This window comes from Streptomyces cinereospinus (assembly GCF_042430725.1).
Classification (GTDB): domain Bacteria; phylum Actinomycetota; class Actinomycetes; order Streptomycetales; family Streptomycetaceae; genus Streptomyces; species Streptomyces cinereospinus.
Genome location: NZ_JBHMCY010000176.1, coordinates 1 through 1,484 on the forward strand (window position 1 = coordinate 1; position 1,484 = coordinate 1,484).

Annotated in this window: 2 protein-coding genes; both read right to left on the minus strand. The window is 69.7% G+C overall.

Translation table 11 applies throughout. The annotated features are described in order from the left end of the window. Positions 1 to 8 precede the first annotated feature (8 nt). Positions 9 to 494 (minus strand): OsmC family protein, encoded by a 486-nt coding sequence (locus ACFF45_RS35365; RefSeq protein WP_381351142.1) that lies wholly within the window; start codon positions 492 to 494, stop codon positions 9 to 11. Beyond that, entirely contained in the window at positions 491 to 1,378 is an 888-nt protein-coding gene (locus ACFF45_RS35370; RefSeq protein ID WP_381351143.1) for a fumarylacetoacetate hydrolase family protein, read from the minus strand. Before ACFF45_RS35370 ends, ACFF45_RS35365 begins: the two co-directional genes overlap by 4 nt. Positions 1,379 to 1,484: the final 106 nt, after the last annotated feature.

The following is a 1,484-nucleotide window of genomic DNA, read 5'->3' on the forward strand; positions in this document are numbered from 1 at the left end:
TTTCGTTGTCAGGACGTGCTGCGGAGGGTGAGGTCGCTGGTGAGCTCGATGCAGGCGCCGATGCTGCGCGCGACGGGGCAGTACCGCGCATGGGTGTCGTGGGCCCGGCGGGCCTTGGCCTCGTCGACCTGCTCGTCCAGGGCCAGGGTGTAGGCGACGTGGATGGCCTTGACCCGGATGACTCCCTGGTCGACCACGAGTGAGCCCGTTCCCTCAGCGGTGAGCTCCCCGTTCGACGTGTTCTGCCCGATGGCGCCGAGGCGTCCGCCGAATGAGCCCGTCATGCAGGCCACGGCCGCGCCGACCAGGTAGTCGAGGGTGGTCGCCATCGGTTCGAACTGGCCGTCGGTGAACTGGTAGTGGCGGGCGACCTCGTCGCGCACCCCCATCGGCACCTGCGCGGGGGTCAGCGGCAGCTCGACGAGTTTGGCGCGGCCGGGCGCACTGGTGACCCGGACGGTCGAGGTTCCGAGGAGTTCGCCGGTGTGTGTCATGGTGCTTCCTCTATTCGGTTGCGCAGCTCGCCGACGCCGCCGACGACGGTGCGCAGGGTGTCCCCGGGCTCGAGATAGCCGGGGGGTGACATGAAGTGGCCGACTCCCGCGGGCGAGCCGGTCACCAGGATGTCTCCCGGCAGCAGCGGCACGCAGGCGCTGACCGACGCGATCAGGGCCGGCACGTCGAAGACGAGGTCGGTGAGATCGCTGTCCTGGCGGATCTCGTCGTTGACGTAGGTCTGCAGTGTCACCTTCGAGAGGTCGGTGACCTCGTCGGCGGTGAGCAGCCAGGGCCCGGTGGGCAGGAAGGCCGGGTAGGACTTGCTGCGGAAGTGCTGCCAGTAGAAGTCCGCGTCCTCGTCCTCGCCGGTCTGGATGTCGCGTGCCGTGACGTCGCTGCACGCCATGTAGCCGGCCACGTAACGCATCGCCTCATCGGGCCGCACGTGTGAGGCGGCTGCGCCCATGACGACCGCGAGTTCGGTCTCGTAGTCGAGTTTCCGGGTCTCCGGCGGACGCCGGATCGGGTCGTGCGGCCCGCACAGTGCCGACACGGCCTTCGTGATGAGCATCGGCCGCTTCGCGGCGTGCCCGCCGGTGTGGACCGACGCCTCCGCGACGTGCGACCTGGTGTTCGCTCCCACCGCCACGATGCTGCGCGGGTGAGTGACCGGTGCGCCCAGCCGCAGTCCGTCCAGGGGATGGCTGGTCGCCGTGCTCGCCCAGTCGGCGAGTGTGTCACGGAGCACCGGCAGCAGCCCGATGACGGCGTTCATCTCGCCCGGGACCCCGTAGCGGGCGAGGAAGGGAGTCAGCGGAACCCACCGGTGGTCATCGACGAGCAACGCGGGCTGCTCACTCTCCGGGGGGCCTACGTTCACGAGTTTCACTTCATGTCCTCGCTGTCCGGGCGGCTCGCGTGCTTCGGGCGACCCGCCGGCTTCGGGCAAAGGGGCAGTGAGCGCCTGACCCCCGCGGCGGGTGAGT

What these genes read in the sequence shown, in the direction of transcription:
- ACFF45_RS35365 (WP_381351142.1), bottom strand. Translation starts at nt 494, where the DNA reads ATGACACACACCGGCGAACTCCTCGGAACCTCGACCGTCCGGGTCACC.